Origin of the sequence: Paenibacillus sp. NPDC058174 (assembly GCF_042883865.1) — a bacterium.
Taxonomy (GTDB): Bacteria; Bacillota; Bacilli; order Paenibacillales; family Paenibacillaceae; genus Pristimantibacillus.
The window spans coordinates 53,765-72,002 of sequence record NZ_JBHVUY010000007.1 but is presented as its reverse complement, the minus strand read 5'-3'; the positions used below and the strand labels follow the sequence as shown (position 1 = coordinate 72,002).

The window sequence follows — 18,238 nt, the reverse complement described above, 5'->3', positions numbered from 1 at the left end:
GGAAAAATAATCCAAGAGGAGCGCAGCACATGCTCCTGCAACGCATCATGAATGAATAGAAGGGTTGTGGCAACAGGATGAGAACAAAATCGTATGTCGCGCTGCTAACCATAGCTTTATTACTAGCAGCCGCTCCGGCGTATGCGGCACAGCCGGAAAACCCGCAATCGGCGGAAAAGGGTACTGACGCGCAGTCCCGTTCCAGCTCGCATGAAGGCTGGAAGTCCGGCCATGATCATCATCATCATGGCAATCCCCCGTCAGCGGCTCAAATAGAAGAACATCGTCTGGCTAAGCTGCGCTATATGGCGAAATATTTCGGCATTAGTACGGAGGGCAAGACGGCAGATCAGCTGAAGAACGAGCTGAAAGCAGCGAAGGTGAAGGACAAGGACAAATGGGAGGCTTTTAAAGCTGAGCATCAGGCGAAACGGCTGGAGCATCTAAAGCGCGTTGCCGCTGAGCATGGCATCAGCACAGAAGGTAAATCGGCGGATCAATTGCTCGATGAGCTGCGCAAGCAGCGCCGGGCCGAGGAGAAAAAGCAGACTATTCCGGAGCAAAAGTCGAAAGTGAAAGAAAGCTGATTCAACAAATAAAAAGGGCTGAAGCCTCGGCGAGAAATGGACATTTCGATTGAACTCGAATGTCTGTGGTAACCCGGCGGACTTCAGCCCTTTATTTATGCACTAAGCCTAAATTTCTATTAGTCGCGAATCTCAGCAATCAATTCAATTTCCACTGGCGTATGGAAGGGCAGATCGCTTGTGCCGATTGCGGAACGAGCATGGCGGCCATTTTCCCCGAATACGGAAATGAGCAGGTCAGAAGCGCCATTAATCACGTACGGCTGATCGCCAAAGCCGGGAGCGCTGTTGACGAAGGCGAGAATTTTAACGATTTTGACGACGCGGTCGAGATCGCCCAAATGCGCTTTCATCGCTGCCAGCAGATTAATGACAACTTGGCGGGCAGCTTCTTGTCCTTGCTCAATCGTCAGGTCAGAGCCAACTTTGCCTTCATACATAAGTACACCGTCAATACGGCAGTCGAAGCCGGATGTATAGATCAGATTGCCAGTCTGGTTCACGGGAATATAAGAAAATTTAGGGGCAGTAACCTCTGGTAAAACGATACCCAGCTCAGCCAGGCGTTGATCGATTTTGGACATATGAATAAATTCCTCCTCATAATGGGTTTAAAGCTTCTAAATCGAGCAGCAGCGGTGTGCGCGAATCAACTGGCCTTCGCGTTTATGCTTATGCGTGCCGTGCTGCAGCGTCAGTTGACCGCCAACGATGACATGGCTAATGCCCGTTGGATATTGGCGAGGTTGCTCGAAGGTTGCCGTATCCTGAATCGTATCAAGATTGAATACGGTCAAGTCGGCGGCATAGCCTGGTACGAGCAGTCCTCTTTTGCCCAGCTTGAAGCGCTGCACGGGGAAGGAGGTCAGCTTGCGAACCGCCTGCTCCAACGACAGTACCTTGTCTTGCCGGACGTATTTGGCAAAGACGCGGGGGAAGGTGCCATAGGTCCGCGGATGCGGCTTGCCGGTCTCACAGTTCAAGCTGTCGGAGGCGATCAGCGATTTTTCGTAGCCGATAACCTGCTTCACATCATCATCCGACATGTGGAAATAGACGATCGCGATCTGTCCGTCCTCCTCCAGCAGCAGATCCATCATGCAATCGACAGGATGCTGGCCCCTTTGCTCGGCAGCTTCGGCAATGGATCTGCCCTCCAGATGCCGGTTGGCGTCGCTTTGGACCGAGGCAATAATAATGCTCTGCCAGCCGGTTGAACAGACGAGGTTATCCCAGCTGTCCTGCTCGCGGCTAAGCTCTTCTTTGATGCGTAAGCGGAGCTGCTTGTCGCGGAATGCAGCAAGCGTACGTTCAATGCCGCCCTCCAGCACCCAAGGAGGAAGGACGGTCGTGAGCGTTGTGGAGCCTGCCGAATACGGATAGACATCGACCGTTACATCCATGCCCCGCGCCCGCGCATCCTCAACAAGCTCAAGTGCGTCCAGCGCCTTGCCCCAGTTCGCCTTGCCAGCGGCCTTCAGGTGACTGATATGCAGCGAAATGCCGGCCTTCTCCGCAATCCAGATTACTTCTTGTACCGATGGCAGCAAATTGTTGCCTTCTCCCCGGATGTGGGTGGAGAGCAGTCCGTCATATTTAGGAAGCACACTGCAAAGCTCTGCCAGCTCCTCGCGTGAGGTATAGCTGCCAGGTGCATAAAGCAGCCCGATGGACAAGCCGATGGCGCCTGCCTGAAGTCCTTCCTCCAGCAGCTCCTTCATCCGTTCAATCTCAGACTTCGTAGCGGGACGGTTCTCGAATCCCATGACGGCAATTCGCAGTGCGCCATGGGCTACATAAGTTGCGATATGCTCGGAGGGATTGGAGCGGGCGACATGCTCCATGTATTGCCCGACCGTCTCCCACGGCCATTCCCAGCTCGTACTGCCAAGCACGGGCTGCACATAGGTTTGAAGCAGCTCTGCCCGGCTCCGAACGAACGGGGCAGGGGCTAAGCCGCAATTGCCGACGACCTCCGCCGTTACCCCTTGCTGCAGCTTGATCTCGCTGTAAGGGTGGTCGATAATCATTAGATCAGAGTGGCAGTGGCCGTCAATGAAGCCGGGGGAAATAATCTGCCTCCCGACATCAATAACGTCGCGAGCCTCCTGATCCACGCTGCCAATAGCAGCAATGATGCCGTCCTTTATGCCAATGTCGCCGGCGAACCAAGGATTTCCGCTGCCGTCGACGATTTTTCCGTTTTTCAATATGAGATCCAGCATGCCGCAATGACCCTCCCGGGGGGAATAGGATGTATGATCACAACTAAAGACTTTAATGCCTTGCCTGGGTATCTCTGCCTAAGCGATCCAGACTGCGGATTACTCCAGCATTCCGCGCGCGGCAACCCGAGTTTTCCGCAAAGCGCCGCCAGGCTCCGTGATATAGACGTCATTATGCAAATTAACAGTGCTGCAAATATGATTCGGAATAATTCGGATAACGTCGCCCACCTCATATGGATGATGGGCACCGATCCGAATCATGCCATGTTCCTCGTTCATTCGCTCCAGAACTGCGTCGGGCGCCCCCATAATATGACCGAAGCCTTGTAGATGAAGGGGCGGATTATTCGGCTGCACATCGGTGGCGAATGTTTTGCTGCCGCCGTCCACGACGATCAATTCCGCTGAAGGGCGGCTCACTACCGTGACCCATACCGTCGCTGCGCAATCTTCCAGGGAGCAGACGCCAAAGGCCGCTTGCATTCGGTCGTGGAAAATATAAGTGCCGGGCCGGACCTCGGTCACGCCTTCTACCTCCGCTGCAAAAACGGAGGTAGGCGTAGAACCGACGCTGACATCAGCGATAGGCAGCCCTTCGGCGCGCAGCACCTGTGCAACCGCAGCCATCAGGCGGCCTTCCTCCAGACCCGCTGCCCGCAGTTCCAGCGTGGACTTGCCATCCAGCATGGCGCCGCGATAGGTGAAAATACCGGTCAAGCGGATACCCTCCAGCGCGTGAATCTCCTTCGCAAGTGCAAGGGCATTTTCCGGCAATACGCCGGTGCGATGAAGGCCGCTGTCGATTTCAAGCCGTACTTCAAATGCCACGCCCTCCTTCACTGCGACAGCTGCGGCCCGTCTTGCGCCTTCCAGGCTGTCGACAGTCAGGATCAGCCGAATACGCCGGCTTAATACCGCAGCCCGCTGCAGCTTGTTCTCGCTGACGATCGGGTAAGCGATGAAGATATCGGCAATGCCGCCATCCGCCATTACTTCCGCTTCGGACAGCTTGGCAACAGTAATGCCGACAGCACCTGCTTCCACTTGGCGAGCAGCCATCTCCGGCAGTTTATGGGTCTTGGCATGCGGACGGAGTTTGACTCCAAGACGCCTGATACGTTCCGCCATTTCTCGGATGTTGCTGTCGACTACAGAGCTGTCAATGATGATACAAGGCGTTTCCGGGGCATTACCCTTCACGACGATTTCTTCCGCTGCTTGCACGGACATCGACATTTACATCCCTCCTCAATCAGACGACGAGGCCGGCTCCGCCTGAGCATCGGAATCGGCTGCCGCAGATTTTGATTCCTCCAAATAGCTGTACAGCGTATACTTCGAAATACCGAGGTAGCTGCATACCTTTTCGCCTGATTTCTTAATCAGGAACGCGCCTTTCTGATCCAGCAGCTGAATGAAGCGGACTTTATCCTCCTTCGCCATAATGGCCGCCGGTTTGCCGATCGCTTCCTGTGTCTCTTGAATGAGTGTATCCAGCAAATCGTTTACGTTGCTGACGAAGGACTCGCGAACAGGCGCAAGCCCGCTTGCGGTGAGAGATTGCAGTGTTTTCTCCGCCACCATCAGATCGGTGATGTCGAAGTTAATGCAGATGGCGCCGATAATCGTCCCCGCATTGTTCTTCACATACATCGAAGTAGAGCGAAGAATGCGGCCGTCCTTCGTTTGCGTAATGTAATTATGCCGGTTGTCGCCCTCGGTCGTTCCTCGCATAATTTCTAAGCCGAGATTCGTGCCGGGGTCGCCCACCTTGCGTCCGGTGACGTGGCCGTTCTCAATTGCGACAATCGTTGAATCATAGGGGCGCGACCAGTCATGAACGACGACCTCGCAGCTGTCGCCGAATTGCGCCGTAATGCCTTTCGCCAGCTCGGTCATGAAGCTGAGCTCCTGGGCAATTGATTCCATGGTATCCCTGCTTTCTTGAATCGCTTACTGCCTACAGGGTACACCCGATGATTATAAAAATCAAACAAAAAATCTGTTTTGCTAAAAAAAAGTATGATAGGATAGCTGTGAATAGCACATCAAGAGGTTAGAACTTAAAGCGGGATGGGAGAGATGGGAAAATGCGCTGGATCATCAGCTCGCTGAAACGAAAGCTTAGCTTTTTGCTCCTGCTGTCGGTATTGATTCCGCTGCTCGCGCTGGGGTTGTTCTCTTACGATATGGCGGCGACCGCGACGGAGCAGAAGGCGAAGCAGTCGGGGCTGAGCATTTTAAGCCAGACGGCTACTAACTTAGAGTTTATCGTGCAGGATATTGAGAACATCTCGATTTTTATTATCGGGCAAAAGGATATTCAGCAGTACTTGAGCAACCGGGGCGACGATGCCGTCAAACAGACGCAGATGATTGAGTTTCTATCCAATCTCGTATTCTCGAAATCTTATATTTCGGACATTACGATTTATCCCATGTACCAGTCGCATTTATTATCCAATACAACGATTTTTAAGACGAAGCTGCCTACGATATCGGGACAAGACGGACAAAGCTTTCAAGCATCCGAGAAATGGTGGTCGGCCCGGTATGAGACGACGACGGCGGCGGGAACGAAGCAGGTTATTTCGCTCGTCCGTCCAATTCGCAGCATCAATTCGTTCAAGCAAATCGGTACGCTTGTCATCAGCGTTGATGAGAAAGCGCTTTCTAGAATACTAGCCCAAGCCGGCATGCCGGGAGGCGGCAGTGTCGTGCTGTCCAATACGGAAGGACAGTTATTAACGGGCTCCATTCAAGAAGAGATGCCCTCCACGATGGAGGAGCTGCTTCCCGGTTACGCCGCTAAAGGTCATTCAGGGGCAGTTAATTACGGAAGCGGTGATGACAAACGTACGGTTCTGCATGATACGGTGGCCGGTGTCAATTGGCGGCTCACTGGCATTATGCCTTTCTCCGAATACCGGTCGCAGAACAATTATGTGCTGAAAATTATGGCGATCGTCATTGTGCTCTCGATCATTATCGTCACAGCGCTTGTGCTGTATTTCGTTCAGCGCATAACGAATCCGCTAACGATGCTGACCCAATTTCTAAAGAGCTCAAATCCCGAGGAGCCTATGCAGACGTATCGCGTCGAGACGATGGACGAGGTGGGGCAGCTGGTACGGAGCTATAACAAGTTTAGCGAGCGGATTGCCGCATTAACCGAGCAGGTTAAGCTGGAGGAATCGTACAAGAAGGAAGCCGATATGCAGGCGCTCCAGGCGCAGATCAACCCTCATTTTCTCTACAATACGCTGTCTTCGATTCACTGGATGGCGCTTATGAACCAGGATGCGAAAACGGCCGATATGGTTGGCAGTTTGAGCGATTTTCTAAGATTCAGCCTGAACAAAGGGGAGGAGTTTTGCCCTGTAGAGCAGGAGGCCGCGCATGCCGGCCATTATGCGACGATTCAGGCAATCCGTTTCCCGGATCGCTTTAAGCTGACGATGCGGATCGATCCCGAGCTGCGGGAGCTGCTTATGCTGAAGCTGCTGCTGCAGCCGTTAATTGAAAATGCGCTCATTCATGGCGTGCAGAAGAAAGAAAGCTTTGGTGAAATTACAGTTACCGCCCAGCGGCAAGGAAGCTGGATGGCTTTTGCCGTATCGGATAACGGAGCGGGAATGGACGCTCTGAAGCTGGCTGCAATCGAGAAGGAGTTGCACGGACCGGATGACCGGATCAGGGAGCGCGAACGGCTGCAGGAAGGAAGCTACGGCTTGCGCAACGTCCACAAGCGGCTGCTGCTGCATTACGGAACGGAAGCGGGACTGCGTGTGGAGAGCACCGAGCAGCTCGGCACGCGCGTCTCCTTCGCAATTCCCATCTCACAGGAGGAGGAAGCGGTATGAAGCTCTTAATCGTCGATGACGAAGTGATTATTCGCACAGGCCTTAGCACGGTTATCAAATGGGAGGAGCTTGGCTATGAGCTGCTCCGTCCGGCAGCTTCTGCGGAGGAAGCGTTAGAGAGAATCACTCTGGAGCGTCCAGAAATAATATTGACCGATATCCGGATGACCGGACGCGACGGTCTGGAGCTGGCAGGCGAAGCTAGACGTCTGCTTCCTGACAGCGAGGTGCTTATCCTGACCGGCTATGACCAGTTTTCCTATGCGCAGCAAGCGATTCGTCAGGGAGTGAGCGATTACTTGCTGAAAACAAGCCGTCCAGACGAGATCATCCGGGCCGTCAACGGAGCGAAGCAGCGGGTTCTTGGCCGCTTGCATACGTTAAAACCGGACCAGCTGCGTGATTCGCTGCTGGAGAAGCTTGTCTCTGGCCGGGAACCTGACGGGCGGCTGCTGGAGCAGGCAGGGAAGCTGCTGCCTGGACTCAAGCTGGAAGCCGCTTGCCCTTTGCAGGCTGTTACCGTAACGGCTTCGGGCTGGGGAGGCGCAGCCGAGGACGGCAGGCTGCTGCTATTCGCTGTCCATAACATGATGAGAGAGCTGATAGAAGGCGAGGCGCTTATCCGCGATAATGTTCTGCTTGTCATTCTGAGACTGGACGGCCTCTTGGCCGATGGAGCCGGGCTAAAGCGCTTTGAGAGCGACCTGCTTCGAATCGAACGAAGACTGAAATGCAAATTGTTTGCGGGAGCCGGCTCCATTGTTCCGGATTGGAGAGGCTTGCCGTTATCCAATAAAGAGGCGGCTGTCGCATTAGGCTTTAAGGAATTAGCCGGCGAAGCGCGATGGCTGTGTTACGCAGATGTTATCGGGCGGAAAGGCGGTCGTACGGTCTGTACGATCGAAGAGGAACAGCTGCTGACTGCCTTGCTCAAGGAGGGTGATCCGTCGTCCCTTCAGCGCTGGGTAGAAGCGACGACGCAAGCGCTGCTGGCAGATCCTGACGCTACACCGCAATCGATGCAGGCTTTCGTGAACTCGGTGCTCATCTCCGCTCATCGCTGGATCGAACGCGTGCTGGCCTCCTTTGGAGAAGGAAGCCAGCGGGCCGGGCTGCCCCCGAATTCCGAACAAGCAGCCGTAAGCGATGATCAGCGATTGCGAATGCTGGCTCCCTTGAATCATCTTATGGACGTCTATGCAGAAGCCGTGGGCAATGCGGGCATTCCCTATATTAATCGTTCTATCGCTTATATCCACGATCATTTGGATAAGGAGCTTACGCTGCAGCAGGTGGCTAGAAACGTCCATCTCAACCCCAATCATTTCAGTGAAGTATTTAAGCGCGAGACCGGTCATACCTACATTGAATTTGTAACCATTGCCCGGATCGAGCGGGCGAAGGCGCTGCTGGGCGATTCTCCGATCAAGGTGAGCGACGTAGCCAGCCGGGTCGGCTATGCCGATATGAAATATTTTAGCCAGCTGTTTAAACGTTACACAGGTTTCACCCCTTCGGAGTACCGGGCAAGAAGCTGATTTTTTTCTACCCATCATCCGATGTCTGTCCCCTGCCAATGTCAGCCTGGTTTCCCTATACTCGAATGTAACCCCACTATGAAGGAGGAAACATGACATGAAGAAAAGATTGGCATTGGTCGCAATAGCAGCACTTCTTATTTCAATCCTGGCCGCTTGCGGCGGCACGAACGACAAGGAAAAGACGAATGAGGGCGGGAAGCCTGCGGGCGGCGAGAAAGTGAAGCTGTCGCTTTGGCATAATTTCACGGGTGATGATCTGCGGGCGCAAACGATGCGTTCCATTATCGAGCAGTTTCAGAAGGATCATCCCAACGTGACGCTGGATATTCAAGCGATTCCGCCGGACGGCTACAAGACGAGGCTGAAGACGGTCGCGGCTGCTGGTGAAATGCCGGATGTCTTTATTCTGTCGAACGGCTCCATGACGCAAGAGTTTTCCGCAGCGGGACTGATCCAGCCGGTGAATGACCTGATTGACAGCCACCAGGAATGGAAGGATGGCTTCATGCCAAACTCCTTTGACGCGTTCACGGTAGACGGCAACATTTACAGCGCGCCAATGGGCTTGTCTCCCACCTCCATCCTTTACTATAACAAATCGATTTTAGAGCAAAACGGCCTGACGGTTCCGAAAACGTGGGATGAGCTGATGAACGCCATCAGCGTGCTGAAAGGCAAGGGCATTACGCCGATTGCGCTTGGCAATAAAGCGGCTTGGCTGGCGCAATCCAGCATTTTCAGCTCACTCGCTGACCGGGTGACGGGTACGGAGTGGTTTTTGAAGGCGGTTAAGCAGGATGGAGCCTCATTTACTGATCCGGAATTCGTGCAGGCGTTGACGTATATGCAGGATCTCGGCAAAGCCGGCGCTTTTCAGGATGGCTTTAACGCTATTGACAATACACAAATGGAGCAAATGTTTGCTCAAGGCAAAGCAGCGATGATGATCGACGGAGGCTGGGCGCTGTCGAATCTGGCTTCTAATGCGAATGCTGAAGCGCTGGAGCAGATGGGAGCGACAGTGCTGCCGACGATTCCGGGCGGCAAGGGCGAGCCAAACACATTGTCAGGCGTAGTTGGCGTCGGCATGGGGCTTGGCAAAGATGCAACCGGAGTGAAAAAGGATGCTGCATTTGAGCTGATCTATGCGATGTCAGGTCCGGATGCGCAGAAGCGGACGCTGGAGAGCAATCAGCTGGTCAGCTACAAGGTTGAGCTGGATAAGAGCAAAGTATCGCCAATCTTCAGCGAAGTATATGAACTTGTAAACAACGTGAAGCTGACTCCCGTATATGACGGCAAACTGACCTCCGCAGGCGGAGAAGCGGTTAATAACGGTCTGCAGGAGCTGCTGATGGGCGGCAAGCCGGAGGATATCGCCAAAAAAATTCAAGATGCGCAATCAAAAGCGTTAGGCCAATAAGGGCAAGTCGAACCGTTAATGGAACGCGCAGCCTTCGCGGCTGCCGTTCCGGCTCGATGTTGGAGGGATGAACATGACATCAATGCGTACTAGAGGCTTTATTGCGATCGGCTTGCTCCCCGCGCTGAGCATCTTTATTTTTTTCGTCATCGTACCGATTGTCTGGTCGGCTTATTACGGCTTTTTCGATTGGAAGGGCATCGGCCCGATGAAGTTTATCGGCTTGAACAATTATGCCGAAGTACTGCAGGACCCGCTGTTTTGGAAATCGTTCAAGAACAATCTGCTTATCGTAGCCGCTTCTGTATTCGGACAGGTGCCGATCGCGCTGCTGCTTTCACTCGTTTTGCTGAAAAACCGCTGGTTCCAGAAGTTTATCCGTGCATCGATCTTTATGCCGATGGTGCTCTCATCGGTCGTCGTCGGTATCATTTGGGGCTATATCTATCATCCGCAAATCGGTGTCCTTAACTTTCTGCTCGACTCTTTGGGACTCGGCAGCTGGAAAATGCAATGGCTGTCCGATCCGTCGGTATCGATGTATGCCATCATGGTTCCGATCATATGGCTGAATGTCGGGCCCTATCTTGTGATGTTTATTGCTGCCTTGCAAAATATTCCTTCCGAGATTGACGATGCGGCGCAGATTGACGGAGCTCAAGGCTCGCGGAAGCTGTTCTCGATCAAGCTCCCGATGATCTGGGATACGATTAAAGTCGCTGTCGTGCTTTGTATTTCCGGAAGCTTGAAGGCTTTCGATCTTATCTATGTCATGACAGGCGGCGGGCCAGCCCATTCAACGGAACTGCTGGCTTCCTATATGTACAACAATACGTTCTCGATCTACCGCTTTGGCTACGGCAGCGCCGTGTCTACGATGATTGTCATCATTAGCTTGATTATGGTAGCGGGAAGCCAATATTTGATGAAATCCAAAAAATAGGAGGGGGACGAATCCGATGTCCGCACCCATGACCAGGCCGCTGCAGCCAGCCTCCTCCAGCCGGCAGGAAGCGGGAATGCCCCGGCTCCGCTGGCTGAAATCGAAAGCGATCGGGGCCGCTCTTACCGTTTATGCCTTAGTTACGCTGTATCCGCTGCTTTGGCTGTTTATAAGCGCGATGAAAACGAACGAAGAGTTTTTCTCCCGCCCGTTCGGCTTGCCCAGCCACTGGAACTGGAGCAACTTTTCCCGCGCATGGGAAGTAGCCGAGATGGGAAGAGCCTACGCCAACTCGTTTATCGTAACGATTCTATCTCTGATCGTTACCCTTGTACTTGGCGCATTAAGCGCCTATGTGCTGTCCCGCTTTCAGTTCCGGGGCAAGCTGCTTGTTATGGGCATATTCATGCTGGGGATGCTAATTCCGATCCATAGTACGCTCGTGCCGTTGTTTATATTAATGAACAAAATCCATATTTTGAACACTTACGCTGCGCTGATTCTGCCGTATACGGCGTTTGAGCTGCCGATTGCGATTTTTATATGCGTCGCTTATATGAACAGCTTTCCGAAGGAAGTCGAGGAAGCGGCACAGATTGACGGTTCAGGCTACTGGGGCATTTTTTTCCGGATGATGCTGCCGTTATCAATGCCGGCGCTTGCGACGGTAGGCATACTTGCTTTTCTGCGGTATTGGAATGACTTCTCGTTCGCGTTAGTCTTTATGAGTGATCCGAAGCTCAAGACGCTGCCGCTCAGCTTGTCGGTGTTTGCGACCGGCTATTCTACCGATTATAAGCTGACGATGGCGGCGATGGCGCTAGCTGTTATTCCAACAATTGTCGTCTATCTTATTTTTCAGGAGCAAGTCATGAAAGGCATGACTGCCGGGGCGGTCAAAGGCTAGCGCAGTTAAGCTCTATTATGTAAAAAGATGCTGATGCGCGATGCCTATCCTGGCCAAGTGCATGGTCTAAAATCTCCGTTTTTCGCTTCGGTGAAACCGGGGATTTTTTGCTATACGCGAGAAATGAAATAAGCATTTGGAAGTGAGTTTGGAGGATGGGTGAGTAATAAGGTAGGATTCGACAAAATATGTCGATTAATATTAGGTTCTAGTGACAGAAGGATGAACATTTGCATTGTGCTTCACATTATTTGTCAAGTATACTAGAAACAAATCATATTTTGACAAATATCGTCGAATCGGCGCTGATGGTTCCAGTCACAGGAGGATCGTTACTTTGAAGAAAATGAGGCTCAGTATTGCACAGAAGCTTATTACGGCACTAGGGGCTCTCATGCTGCTGTCGTTTGCGTTGCTGGTGTCGATTCATCTAATGAAGCTTTATGATGCGAATTTACGCGAGGGCGAGCTGCTGGCTCAAGCACAGTCTACTTCTTATATCGGAAGATTCTCGCAATCCGTGAATCAGACGCTCACCAAGCTGGAAATGCTGCGGGATACGATGCTGGAAATGAGGAAGGAAGACTCAGCCAACCGGGATACGGTCATGCGCTTATTGGAGCAAATGATAGAGGATAATCCTTATTTGCTAGGTACATATACACTGTGGGAGCCTGATGCTTTTGACCAAAGCGATGCCATCCACCGTAATGCCTCGGATCATGATGACGAGACTGGAAGATTCCTGCCTTATGTTGTTCGAATGAACGGGGCTGTCCAGTATATGCCTGTTCGGCATTATGAACGGCCGGGAGAAGGCGACTTCTATCAAATCCCGAAGAAGACGAAGAAGTTTACGATGATGGAACCCTATAACTATGAAGTTAACGGGAAAAAGATTATGATGACTTCCTACGTTTTCCCGATTGTAGATGACGGGGGAAGGTTTCTTGGCATTGTAGGGGCAGACTTTTCACTGGAAATGCTGAGCACGGAGGTAGGTAAACTTCATCCGCTCGATGGCTATGCCAATATTATCTCATCGGATAATCGGTATGTGGTGAACAGTGCCTATCCGGAGCAGGTTCTGCAGCCTTATCAGCCGTGGTCAGCTACAGAGAGTCCAACTCTGCTGAAAAAGAACGAGCGGTCGATGTCCTATGATATAGAGCCCAATACTTCAGCAGAGGTGCTTCGGATCTTTTATCCGATTGCGATTAAAGATTATACTTGGCACTTTGAGCTGGTCATTCCGAAAGCCAATATGCTGGTGGAGTTCCGGAATAGCTTGTGGAATTCGATTGCCATATCGATTGCCGCTCTAATCGTAATGACGGTGCTGATGGTGCTGCTGGTCCGAAAAATCGTGCTGCAAAATATCCGCAAAGTTGCGCAGGTGTCTGCGGCGCTAGCTGTCGGGGATTTGAAGCAAAAGCTTGAGATTCAAACGAATGACGAGTTTGAGCATATGGCTGCCCATTTCAACCGGATGATCGATTACCGCAAGGAAGCGGAGGATCTGATCGAATTTCAGGCGACGCATGATCTGCTCACCGGATTGCCAAACCGTTACGGCTATACGCGGCACTGGGAAACCAGAATGCAAAACTTGCAGCAGGGCAGCATTTTCAGCCATTCCGCATTGCTGTATATCGACTTGGACCGTTTCAAGATCATTAATGATACGCTCGATTATTCTATGGGCGATTTATTATTGAAGCAGATTGCGATGCGAATTGTTGATGTGGTGCATCAGAACGGATCATCAGATTCAGTCTCAGGACATGTATTCCGGTTCGGCGGCGACGAGTTTGTTGTCCTGCTCGAGGATATTAGCCATTTGCATCAGGCGATTATGGTTGGCGAAACGATCCTGCAGGTGATCGCAGAGCCTATTCGGTTGAAGGACCGGCTTTTCTATATGACGGCGAGCATTGGCATGAGTCTTCAGCATGAGCTGCATGACTGGACGGGCGACCGGCTGGTGAAGGAGTCGGATATTGCGCTCTATCTGTCCAAGAAGCAGCGCAATACGTCTACACTGTACTCCCCTTCGATGAATGATGTGCCGAAGAAGGAAATCGTACTGGAGAACAGCCTGTTTGCTGCACTGGAGGGAGAGCAATTTACACTCGTCTATCAGCCGAAAATTGAGCTGTCTACCGGCCGCGTATACGGGGCGGAGGCTCTGCTGCGCTGGCGGCATCCGGAGCTTGGCATGGTATCGCCGCTTGAATTCATTCCGCTAGCAGAAAAAACAGGCTTTATTATCCCGCTCGGCGAGTGGGTGCTGCGCAGAGCCTGCAAGCAGATCAAACAATGGGAACGCGAAGGCATTACGTCGCTTTCCATTAGCGTGAATATGTCGATGATTCAATTTCAGCAGAAGCATATCGTTCATACGATAGAGAAGATTATTGAAGAAGCAGGGGTAAAGCCGAAGCAGATCGAGCTGGAGCTGACGGAATCGATCTTTATGGACAATCCCGAGCATACGCTGAAAATTTTGCATGAGCTTCAGATGTTAGGCGTCAAGCTGTCGCTGGACGATTTCGGAACGGGCTTTTCTTCGCTCAGCTATTTGCAAAATATTCCGCTTCATTACTTGAAGCTGGACAAAACGTTTATTAATGATATCGTTGGCGATATTAAGAAAGAAATGATTTTTAAGTCGCTGATCGTAATCGCTCATAATCTTAATATGAAGGTCGTAACGGAAGGCGTAGAAAATCAGGAGGAGCTTGAGATCATCCGCAAGCATAAATGCGATTTGGTGCAAGGCTTCTACTACAGTCCGCCTGTTCCGCCCGATCAGTTCGCGGCATTGTATGAATCGGCTGTATCCGCTGAACAATAACGTATCGGCCAGGCAAGGCCGCCTCGATGAGGCGGCTTTTTTTTGACCCTGTTACATAATTGGTCTATCGTCCGTCTTATAGATAGCTTAAGCGAAATAAAGGAGGTTATCGGGAAGTGGAACATTCGGCGCCGGATCTGTTTCGCCAATTATTCGATCAGCATTATCCGTCCGTTCGCCGCAAGTTAATTGCGCTGCTGCGCGACGAGGCTGCGGCTGAAGATATAGCCCAGGAAGTTTTTCTAAAGCTGTACCGAAATCCGCCCGATCAGCTGGAAGCCGTAGGGGCATGGCTGCATCGGGTTTTAACTAGACAAGCCTATGATTATATCGATAAAAAAAATCGGGAGCGGGCGCTGCTTCAAAAGTCTGAGCAGCAATTTATGGTCCAGCCGCAAGCTTTTCAGTCCAATGAGGAGACGATGCTGGAGCGGGATGAGCAGGAGCAGGTGAAGCAGCTGCTTGAGGCCTTGCCTGAGCGGGATCGCAAGCTGCTCATGCTTAGATATTCGGGATACAGCTATGCGGAAATTGCCGAGAAGCTGAGATTGAAGCAGCCGCAGGTAGGGACGCTCCTGAAACGGGCGGGGGAACGGTTCAAGCGGCAGGCAATGAAGCCGGACGGCATTATGTCCAATGAATAGAATAGGAGGTTAGCGAGATGACCATGAAGGATGACAAGTTGACTGCAGATGAGCGGCGTCAGAAAGAAGAGGCTTGGGCCCGTCTGGAGGCAAGATTGGCAGGAGAAGAGCAGTCGCCGCTATGGGCACAATGGGCGGCTGGTCAGGAAATAAGCTCGGAGACTGGTAACGAACGAACGGCTGCAGTGGCTATAGGCCATACAAACGTCGAAAGCAGTGATTTGGCTGCAGCAGAAATCCCTTCTATTACCGGTAATAGACCGTCAGGCAGCATCAGATGGCTGAAGCGGCATGCTCTGAAAATCGGAATGTCCGGCGCGGCTGCAGCTATTGCGATTATGATCGCCATTCCAACGACCAATCAGGCACTGGCTGCGCTGCTTAATCAGTTCAAAATGAATGAAGTCGTCGTCGTACAGGAAAATGATTTGGAACAGTTGGCGCAAATTTTTTATCGCGATGCAAATGTGAGCACCCGTTTCGGCGATTTTGTCTCGAGTAAAACGACCGAGTATAACAGCGATATAACCGACAGCCAAATTTTGCAGCAATTCGGGGTAGTTGTGCCCAAGCTGAAGCTAGGTGAACAAACCGAAATAACGAAAGGTTCCAATCATAACTCAGTCTATACGCTGAAGCTGAACGTCGAAGAGATAAATAAAACGATGAAAAAGCTGGGTGCGACAAAACTGCTGCCGGAATCCGTCGACGGAAAACCGTTGAACCTTAAGATCGGCCGCGCTTTAAATGTGTATTACAAAGAGGTTACGGGCTCTAAGTCGGGTGAAGGCCGTTCGGTTAGCCTCAGCTATATGGATGCGCCGACGATCGATATTGATCCGAGCATCGACGCACAGGAGGCGTTTGATGCCGTGGTGCGGCTCCCGGTATTGCCGGACTATATACGAGATGCCATCGTAAACACCTCGAGGCTGGAAGAGGGCCAAATTCCTTTCCCAATTGTCTCAAACGGCAAGATGGAGCAATTTACGATCAATGGTCAGAACGTTTATCTGGAAAAGTTCCAGCGCAATGAAGAGAAAGCAACCTGGAGCGCATTGTGGCTGGCTGACGGGAAAAGAGTCGGCGCCTACTTTGAAGGCTATGGCGATGACCGGTCTGCGGTTATTGAGCTGATAACGGAGCTGACTCATCCATGACAAGTGCTGCAATTGAAACGAAACAATTAACGAAGGACTATGGGGACGGCCGCGGCATTCGCGGCGTCTCCCTTCGCATTGAAGCGGGAGAGGCATTTGGTTTTCTGGGACCTAACGGAGCAGGAAAGAGCACGCTTGTCAAAATGCTTGTCGGCTTGATTAAGCCGACCTCCGGAGAAGCCCGCATATTCGGCATGACAGCCGGAAGCGTTGAAGCTAGAGGAAGAATCGGCTACTTGCCGGAGCTGTTCCGATATCCGGGCTGGCTCACAGGCGAAGAAGCGCTTCACTTTCATGCCCAATTATGCGGACTGGACCGCGTCACGGCGAAGCAGCGTATTTTTTCCTTGCTGGATGAAGTGGGAATCGGCAGCCGGGGCAGAGACCGGATTAAAGGATATTCCAAAGGCATGCAGCAGCGTCTAGGGCTGGCATGCGCATTGCTTGCGGACCCTGACATCGTGTTCTTGGACGAACCGGCTTCGGCGCTTGATCCCGTTGGCCGGTACGAGGTCAGGGAGCTATTGATCCGGCTGCGCGGCAGGGGGAAGACGATTTTTCTAAATTCGCATTTGCTGGAGGACGTTGAGCAGATGTGCGACCGAATCGCTTTGCTGAACAACGGTTCAATTTTGGCTAACGGCACCTTGAGCGATGTGCTTCACTCCCGAAACAAATGGCTGCTTAAAGTAGGCGGATTTACACCTTTTGTTCTGGACTGGCTGTGTGAGTCGACAGGACTTTCCGTTGGATTCGTAAGCGGGAGTGAAGCTGAAGCTGAGGAAGTGCTGGAGGATGGCGTCGTCTGGCTTGAGACCTCGGCGGAAAACGAAGAGCAGATTGGCTTGCTCCATTTTCGGCTGATTGAACAAGGGCTGACGCTGTATGAATCGAAGAAGGCTTCATCACGTTTGGATCAGTGGTTCCTGAAATCCGTATCGGGGCTGGAGCATAGGGGGGAACGCCGATGAACGCAGTATGGAAGCTTACGCTCAAGGAAATGCTGCGGAAGCGGGTTACGCTCATGACCATTATTATGACCGCCCTGTTTATGATCGCTTTCTGGTTCGTATCGGATTCGATTATCGGCGACAAAACGCCCGATGCCAATGAGTTTTCCTCCTTTGGCCAGTTGTTCGAACGCTTTCGCAATGGCGCAATTATTTTATCTCTCGGGTATTTTTTCGGCGCATTCGCCATAGCGTTTTTGGCGATATTCAGCTCTGTTGCTGCCGTTTCTGGAGAAGCAGAGCATGGTGTCCTGCAGTCTGTGCTGGCCAGACCGCTTCCGCGCTGGAAATGGTATTTGGGAAAATGGTTCGGTTTTAACGTATTTGGAATCGTGTACGCGCTGCTGCTGTTCATTGCGATTCAGCTCGTGACTTGGCTGCAGACGGGCATCCATTTGGAGATGTCCGTGCTGTTCAAAGCGTTGCTGCTGTTCGTTTCTGTTGTGCCGCTGCTAATATCTCTGACGATGCTGGGATCCTGCTGGCTCAGTGCGTTAGGCAATGGTGTAGCGATGACGATGCTGTTCGGAATGGGCTGGCTGGGCAGTATGATTGCCAGGGTGGCTGACACTGGCCAAATTAGCGAAGAGGGTGTTAAATCGCTGTCGACGATAACAGGGCTCATTACGCTCGTCATGCCTGCCGACTCGATCCAGCAGCGGATGCTGGCGGAGATGTTCTCGATCAACGAATTTGCGAGCTCGCTGCACAGCACCAGCTTCATGATGCTGTTCACAGTGACAAATCCGCCATCCAACGAATTTCTGGTCTATTCCGCGGTGTACACACTAGTTGTACTGCTCGCAGGGCTGCTGGTCATCCAGCGCAAAGATTTTTAAGTTGTTATGGGGAGTGCAGGCCGGGTGACGGCCTGCACTCCTTTTGTTTTTGCACGTTTGCACATTTTCGTATTCCGCGTCTTGAACGAACCAGCTTCGCTGTAGCGCATGATTGTAGCGGAAAGCCCACTGCGGGTGCAATAAACGCTAGCCTGAGCTTTAGCGAGCTCGGAGGTCGCCCGAACGAACCAGCTTCGCAAAATAGCGAAGCCATATTCGCAGTAGAGCCCGCCGAT

The 18,238-nt window shown here is 52.0% G+C and carries 15 protein-coding genes; 11 read left to right on the top strand and 4 right to left on the bottom strand.

Annotated elements, in window-relative coordinates; genetic code table 11:
• The first annotated feature begins 77 nt into the window (after positions 1-77).
• Positions 78-587 (top strand): hypothetical protein, encoded by a 510-nt coding sequence (locus ACFVVF_RS24590; RefSeq protein ID WP_387815207.1) that lies wholly within the window; start codon positions 78-80, stop codon positions 585-587.
• A gap of 119 nt (positions 588-706) precedes the next feature.
• Here the strand turns inward: ACFVVF_RS24590 and ACFVVF_RS24585 are convergent, their stop codons facing one another.
• From ACFVVF_RS24585 to ACFVVF_RS24570, 4 genes are all read right to left on the bottom strand, one after another.
• On the bottom strand, positions 707-1,171 hold the full coding sequence (locus ACFVVF_RS24585) for a RidA family protein (RefSeq protein ID WP_188891370.1): 465 nt from the start codon (positions 1,169-1,171) through the stop codon (positions 707-709).
• A 36-nt stretch (positions 1,172-1,207) separates the two neighbouring features.
• Positions 1,208-2,812: an N-acyl-D-amino-acid deacylase family protein gene (locus tag ACFVVF_RS24580; protein ID WP_387815205.1), complete on the bottom strand. Its 1,605-nt coding sequence runs from the start codon at positions 2,810-2,812 to the stop codon at positions 1,208-1,210.
• A 99-nt stretch (positions 2,813-2,911) separates the two neighbouring features.
• Positions 2,912-4,051, bottom strand: a complete 1,140-nt coding sequence (locus ACFVVF_RS24575) for an alanine racemase (RefSeq protein ID WP_387815203.1) — start codon at positions 4,049-4,051, stop codon at positions 2,912-2,914.
• 12 nt (positions 4,052-4,063) lie between these two features.
• Entirely contained in the window at positions 4,064-4,744 is a 681-nt protein-coding gene (locus tag ACFVVF_RS24570) for a helix-turn-helix transcriptional regulator (RefSeq protein ID WP_387815201.1), read from the bottom strand.
• Positions 4,745-4,905: 161 nt separating this feature from the next.
• Between ACFVVF_RS24570 and ACFVVF_RS24565 the strand changes: the two genes are divergently transcribed.
• From ACFVVF_RS24565 to ACFVVF_RS24520, 10 genes are all read left to right on the top strand, one after another.
• Positions 4,906-6,678 (top strand): cache domain-containing sensor histidine kinase, encoded by a 1,773-nt coding sequence (locus tag ACFVVF_RS24565; RefSeq protein WP_387815199.1) that lies wholly within the window; start codon positions 4,906-4,908, stop codon positions 6,676-6,678.
• Positions 6,675-8,216: a response regulator transcription factor gene (locus tag ACFVVF_RS24560; protein WP_387815197.1), complete on the top strand. Its 1,542-nt coding sequence runs from the start codon at positions 6,675-6,677 to the stop codon at positions 8,214-8,216. Before ACFVVF_RS24565 ends, ACFVVF_RS24560 begins: the two co-directional genes overlap by 4 nt.
• A 97-nt stretch (positions 8,217-8,313) precedes the next feature.
• Complete coding sequence (locus ACFVVF_RS24555) at positions 8,314-9,642, top strand: extracellular solute-binding protein (RefSeq protein ID WP_387815195.1); 1,329 nt, start codon at positions 8,314-8,316, stop codon at positions 9,640-9,642.
• Positions 9,643-9,709: 67 nt separating this feature from the next.
• Positions 9,710-10,585, top strand: a complete 876-nt coding sequence (locus ACFVVF_RS24550) for a carbohydrate ABC transporter permease (protein WP_387815193.1) — start codon at positions 9,710-9,712, stop codon at positions 10,583-10,585.
• Positions 10,586-10,661: 76 nt separating this feature from the next.
• The gene (locus ACFVVF_RS24545; protein WP_387815415.1) at positions 10,662-11,492 is read left to right on the top strand and encodes a carbohydrate ABC transporter permease; all 831 of its coding nucleotides are present in this window, start codon (positions 10,662-10,664) and stop codon (positions 11,490-11,492) included.
• A 346-nt stretch (positions 11,493-11,838) separates the two neighbouring features.
• Entirely contained in the window at positions 11,839-14,349 is a 2,511-nt protein-coding gene (locus tag ACFVVF_RS24540) for a bifunctional diguanylate cyclase/phosphodiesterase (RefSeq protein ID WP_387815413.1), read from the top strand.
• Between the two features lie 116 nt (positions 14,350-14,465).
• Positions 14,466-14,993, top strand: coding sequence for a sigma-70 family RNA polymerase sigma factor (locus tag ACFVVF_RS24535; protein ID WP_387815191.1), 528 nt, complete (start codon positions 14,466-14,468; stop codon positions 14,991-14,993).
• Between the two features lie 17 nt (positions 14,994-15,010).
• On the top strand, positions 15,011-16,153 hold the full coding sequence (locus ACFVVF_RS24530; RefSeq protein WP_387815189.1) for a hypothetical protein: 1,143 nt from the start codon (positions 15,011-15,013) through the stop codon (positions 16,151-16,153).
• Positions 16,150-17,124 (top strand): ABC transporter ATP-binding protein, encoded by a 975-nt coding sequence (locus ACFVVF_RS24525; RefSeq protein WP_387815187.1) that lies wholly within the window; start codon positions 16,150-16,152, stop codon positions 17,122-17,124. Before ACFVVF_RS24530 ends, ACFVVF_RS24525 begins: the two co-directional genes overlap by 4 nt.
• Positions 17,121-18,002: an ABC transporter permease gene (locus ACFVVF_RS24520; protein WP_387815186.1), complete on the top strand. Its 882-nt coding sequence runs from the start codon at positions 17,121-17,123 to the stop codon at positions 18,000-18,002. Before ACFVVF_RS24525 ends, ACFVVF_RS24520 begins: the two co-directional genes overlap by 4 nt.
• Positions 18,003-18,238 lie beyond the last annotated feature (236 nt).